The sequence below is a fragment of the Nocardiopsis sp. MG754419 genome (assembly GCF_018207095.1).
GTDB lineage: Bacteria > Actinomycetota > Actinomycetes > Streptosporangiales > Streptosporangiaceae > Nocardiopsis.
Window position 1 is genome coordinate 1 of the sequence record NZ_QOCZ01000240.1, and the last position, 5,179, is coordinate 5,179.

The following is a 5,179-nucleotide window of genomic DNA, read 5'->3' on the forward strand; positions in this document are numbered from 1 at the left end:
GGTTGGGGCCGCGACGTCGGTTTGCCGGCGTGCGGTGTTCGTCAGGGGGTCGGGTCGTGGTCGATGGTGCGCTGTAGGTAGGCCTCGAAGGTGGTGCGACCCACCCGTTGCTCGGGGGCCAGGTGGGCGCCGGAGCGGAAGGCGGCGAAGACACGGCCCGGTGCGCGCAGCGGCCAGGTGGGTCTGTTCTGCCCGTGGGCGTGCAGGTAGGCGCGGGCCAGTGCGGCGAAGGGTTCGACCCGGGGGCCGCCCAGATCGTCGACGCGTCCGGCGGGTTCCTGTGCGGCCAGGCGCACCAGGCGCAGGGCCACCTCGGCGGGGTCCACCGGTTGGACGTCCAGGTCGGGGTAGGGCATGACCGGTAGACGGGCCATGCGTGCGCACAGGCCGGCGATGAGCGGGTGGAACTGGGTGGCGCGCAGGATGGTGACGCCCAGGTCACTCGCCAGGAGGGCCTGTTCGACGGTGTGCTTGGCCTTGTACAAGCCCAGCGGGATCGAGTCGACGCCGACGATCGAGATGTAGATCAGGTGGTGCACCCCCGCGCCGCGGGCCGCCCGGATGAGGTGGGTGGCGGCCTGGAGATCGCCGCCGCTCGGTGTGGAGGCCAGGTGGAGCACGGTGTGGACGCCGTCCATGGCCCGGTCCAGGCCCGCGCCCTGGCGCAGGTCGACGGCGTGGGCACGGGGGTCGGCGGGGTCGGGGTGACGGCTGAGGGTGTGCACGTCGTGCTCGGTGCGGCGGAGTCCGTCGGTGACGTGGGTGCCCAGTGTGCCGCTGGCGCCGGTGACCAGGATCGTGCTCATGTCCACCTCCGAGGCCGGTAGACGAACACGCTAACACCGGAATGCGTGCTTTGACCGGTGATCGAGTCGGTGTCGCGGCCGGTGGCGTTCGGCTGCGCGCGGGTCCGGGCCGGTGGTCGTGGTCGGTCGGTGTCACGGCCGGGAACGCCGCCCTCGTCGCGGGTCCCGGCCCGCGGGCCGAAGAGCGCACGATACGAGATCCGTGCACCGACCGAGCCCACCCTCTCGGAGCCGGGGCGGGCCCGGGGCGCCGGGTGGTGCACGTCAGGGTCCTGGCTGGTGGATCGTGGTGAGAGAGGTCCGGTTAGAGTGCTGGGCAGCGTCGGTGCAGTGGGTGCCGTCGCACAGTGGTGAGGAGTGTGTCCATGTCCGGTCTCGTGCAGGAGTTGGTGGCCGCTTTGGGGGCGGAGTCGGTGGTCACCGACCCCGAGGTCATGGCCGGTTACGCGCACGACGAGGCCGAGTGGGCGCCCTACGGTGGCCCGGTGGCGGTGGTGCGCCCACGCGCGACCGCGGATGTGGCCACGGTGGTGCGCGCGTGCGTGGAGCACGGTGTCCCGGTGGTGGCCCGAGGCGCCGGCACGGGGTTGTCGGGTGCGGCCAACGCCGCGCAGGGGTGGGTGGTGGTCTCCTTCGAGCGCATGAACCGGGTGCTGGAGGTGGACCCCGTCCAGCAGAGCGCGACGGTACAGCCCGGTGTGGTCAACAACGACCTGCGCGATCGGGTGGCGGCGGACGGCCTGTGGTATCCACCGGACCCGGCCTCGGCCCCCTGGTCGACCATCGGCGGCAACGTGGCCACCAACGCGGGCGGACTGTGCTGTGTGAAGTACGGGGTGACCCGTGACTACGTGCTGGGCATGGAGGTGGTCACCGGCACGGGCGAGGTGGTGCGGCTGGGCAGGACCACCGCCAAGGGTGTGACCGGTTACGACCTGGCCGGACTCATGGTGGGCTCGGAGGGCACACTCGGGTTGGTCACGGAGGTGACCCTGCGCCTGGTGCCGCTGCGCACCGGGGTGGAGCACACGGTGGTGGGCTACTTCGACTCGTTGGTGGACGCCGGCAAGGCCGTGACGGCGGTCTCGGCTGCGGGCATCGTCCCCTCGGCGATGGAACTGATCGACCGGTTCTGTCTGCGTGCGGTGGACGAGTGGAAGAACATGGGCCTGTCGGCCGAGGGAGAGGTGTTGTTGCTGGCCCGCAGCGACCTGCCCGGTGAGGCCGGGCAGGCCGAGGCCGACCGCATCCTGGAGTGTTTCGAGAAGGAGCGCGCGGTGTACGCGGTGCGTTCCACCGACGCCGAAGAGGCCGAGGCGTTGTTCGCGGCGCGCCGGTTGGCCTATCCGGCGCTGGAGCGGCTGGGTCCGTTGCTGACCGAGGACGTGTGCGTGCCCAAGGCGCGGGTGCCGCGCATGTTGGAGGCGATCGAGCGTGCGGCGGAGCGTTTCGACACCCACATCGGCAACATCGCCCACGCGGGGGATGGAAACCTGCATCCTCTGTTCATCGTGCCCGCCGGTGACGAGGAGGCCAAGAACCGTGCCAAGCAGGCCTTCGAGGTGATCGTGGACGAGGCCCTGGCCATGGGCGGCACCGTCACCGGTGAGCACGGGGTCGGGTTGTTGAAGATGCGCGGGGCCGCCGAGGAACTCGGTCCGCACGTGGTGGCCATGCACCGGGCGGTCAAGGCCGCTCTGGACCCGCACGGTGTGCTCAACCCGGGCAAGGTGTTCGACTGAGCTCGCCCCTCCCTGGCCCGGCCGCACCAGGGCGCTCCCCGCTCCGGGGAGCAACGACCGGTGTGCGACGTGTGTGGAGGGCCGCCCTCTTTTGGGGCGGCCCTTCGCCGTGTTCGGACGGTGGAGTGGTTGGTCAGGGGTGGGTGAGGTAGTCGTTCAGGTGGGCGGCGGCGTCGAGCATGGCCCGTGAACGGCGGTTCAGATCGTGGGTGCGCCGGGCCAGGGCCGCGTCCAGGGCGGTGGTGTCGCCACCGTGGTTCAGCTGCTCCAGCACGGGGCCGATACCGGCCAGCGGGTAGCCGACCTGCCGCAGCAGGTGCACCACTCTGGCCAGACGCACGTCGGCGGGTGTGTAGGTGCGGTAACCGGTGGCGCGGTCGCGTTCGGGGCCGAGCAGACCGGCCTCCTCCCACACGCGCAGGGCCGAGGCCCGCACCCCCAGATGGGCGGCGACCTCCCCGATGCGCAGGTCGCCCCTGGGTGGGGCGGGGGCGTTGGCCGTGCGGTGGGCGATGGCGGCCAGGGCCTCACCGGCCCGTCGTAGGTCCCCACGGTGCCGGTGCAGGTCGGCGTGGGCGGCGTCGATCGATTCCAGGGCCTCGTCGATGCGGCCCTCGTGCACGGCGTGCATGATGGCGCGCGCCAGGGGGCTGCCGAAGGCGGCGTAGAGCGCCCGGTAGGTGAGCAGGGCGCGGCGGTGCCGGGGGGTGAAGATCCGGTAGCCGGAGTCGGTGCGCTCGGTGGGCGGCAGCAGGTGCTCGTCGGCGTGGTTGCGGACCTGTTAGATGGAGATGCCCGCGGCACGGGCCAGGTCGATGGGGCGCAGGCGTTCCGGTGCGTCCACGCGGGTCCTTCCCGGGCCGGATCGGGCGGTGGGCGATCAGGATAGTGCGTGGTGGGCGAGGGTGTGCGTGCGCGAGAGTGCCCCGCCCCGAGGCGCGAGGGCCGGGCCGGACGCACGCAGCGCTCCGTCGGTCCCGCCTCGGGGATCGGTGGGGGACGTCCACCGGGGTGCCGGCCGTCCGCTCCGCCGTTCCCGGGGTCCGGTGACGCGGGGTGACCCCTGCCCCCGGCCCTCAGCTGGGCGAACGGGCACAGGGGCCCGCATCGTCGGCCACGCCGGGGATGCGGCGTGACGGGACGGTTCCCCGAGATCGTCATTCGGCGGAACCGAAGGGTGTCGGGGACGCGTCTCACCGGTAGGAGAGCCGCACCGAGAGGAAGTGCCCCCAATGTCCGGTGGTGTGATGGCCATGTTGGCCATCGTGGTCGTCGTCATCGTCGCGATCACGGTGATGAGCGCGGCGGCCGAACGCAAACGTGTGGAGTCCCTGAGCGCGTGGGCCCGGGAACGGGGGTGGCACTACGACCGGGAGAGGCCCGAACTGGCCGATCGCTTCGGCGGCGCCCCCTTCAGACGGGCCCCCTCCAACGCCAGGGCCATCCACGTGCTCTCGGCCGAGCACCGCGGACACCGGGTGCTGGCCTACGAGTACACCTACACCACCACCTCGCACAACGGGCAGAGCACGACCACCACCCGGCACCGGTTCCCGGTCGTGGTGGTCTCCACCCCGCACACCCCGGTGCTGGACGTGCGCACCGAACACTTCGGGCACGCCCTGATGGGGATGCTGGGTGTGCGCGATCTTCAGGTGGGGGAGCGGCTGTTCGACGACACCTTCCGGATCCGGTGTGAGGACGAGGGGTTCGCGCGGGCGGTGTTGGACGAACCGGTGCGCGCCTGGCTGTTGGAGCGCCCCGAGGAACGGGTGCCGTTCCGCTTCACCGGCGACCACCTGGTGACCTGGGGGCAGGGCGCTCTGGAACCGGAGGCCGCGGTGGCCCTCGCCGACCGGCTCATCACTTTGCTCGAACTCGTTCCGGACGGGGTCTGGGAGGGCACCCGCGGCTGAGCCGCGGGGCGCCACCGAAGTCCGTCACGGCCCGGGTACGGGTCAGGGGTACAGGTCGGGCGGGAAACCGGTCCAGTGCAGGTCGAGCGGTAGGTGACTCGTGTCGTTGAGGACCAGGACCGCGGCCGCGGCGTCGGGGCGGTAACGGATCACGGTGAGGGCCGTGTCGGCCACGGGGGTGCTCACCCACCGCCACGTCGGTGCGTCCCACGCGTGCGCCACCGGAGGGGCCACCAGGAAGGCGTGGGCGATGACGACCTCGCGGCGCGGGCGGTCTCCCCGGGCGGGGCCGGTGAAGAGTTCCCGTGCGCGCCGTGCCCGCACAGCCGCACGCTCCTCTGCCGGGACGCGCTCCACGAAGTCGAGGATCCCCTGGGCGTGTACGGGCGGCAGCGCGTCCCGGGTGGGCGCCGAGGGCACGTGGTCCCCTGCCTCGGGCGCGGCGCGGAGCGCGACCCCGCCGAGGCGGGCGCCGACCAGGGCAGAGGTCTGCTCGGTGCGTGGAGCGAGGCCGTGCCAGAGGAGGTCGGGACGCACACGCTCCAGCCTGGCCCCCAGCAGGTCGGCCTGACGCCGTCCTGCCGGGGTGAGGGCTCCGGTGCGCGGGTCGGCCTCGCCCTGGCGGGCGAGGTACACGTCGCGGAGTGCGGGCATGGGTCCTCCTCGTCGGTTCCCCGTGGGACGTCGCCGCCACCGGCTGCGGGTTCGCGTGGGT

The 5,179-nt window shown here is 72.5% G+C and carries 5 protein-coding genes; 2 read left to right on the forward strand and 3 right to left on the reverse strand.

Features of this window, described 5'->3' with window-relative positions; genetic code table 11:
* Window positions 1-41: 41 nt before the first annotated feature.
* Window positions 42-806, reverse strand: coding sequence for an SDR family oxidoreductase (locus DSY14_RS26785; RefSeq protein WP_211719391.1), 765 nt, complete (start codon window positions 804-806; stop codon window positions 42-44).
* Window positions 807-1,171: 365 nt separating this feature from the next.
* Between DSY14_RS26785 and DSY14_RS26790 the strand changes: the two genes are divergently transcribed.
* Window positions 1,172-2,548: an FAD-binding oxidoreductase gene (locus tag DSY14_RS26790; RefSeq protein ID WP_211719392.1), complete on the forward strand. Its 1,377-nt coding sequence runs from the start codon at window positions 1,172-1,174 to the stop codon at window positions 2,546-2,548.
* A 133-nt stretch (window positions 2,549-2,681) separates the two neighbouring features.
* Here the strand turns inward: DSY14_RS26790 and DSY14_RS26795 are convergent, their stop codons facing one another.
* On the reverse strand, window positions 2,682-3,170 hold the full coding sequence (locus tag DSY14_RS26795) for a MerR family transcriptional regulator (protein ID WP_307851346.1): 489 nt from the start codon (window positions 3,168-3,170) through the stop codon (window positions 2,682-2,684).
* A gap of 610 nt (window positions 3,171-3,780) precedes the next feature.
* Between DSY14_RS26795 and DSY14_RS26800 the strand changes: the two genes are divergently transcribed.
* Window positions 3,781-4,464 (forward strand): hypothetical protein, encoded by a 684-nt coding sequence (locus DSY14_RS26800; RefSeq protein WP_211719393.1) that lies wholly within the window; start codon window positions 3,781-3,783, stop codon window positions 4,462-4,464.
* A gap of 42 nt (window positions 4,465-4,506) precedes the next feature.
* Here DSY14_RS26800 and DSY14_RS26805 read toward each other — a convergent pair whose 3' ends face one another.
* Window positions 4,507-5,118, reverse strand: coding sequence for a histidine phosphatase family protein (locus DSY14_RS26805; protein WP_211719394.1), 612 nt, complete (start codon window positions 5,116-5,118; stop codon window positions 4,507-4,509).
* Between the last annotated feature and the right edge of the window lie 61 nt (window positions 5,119-5,179).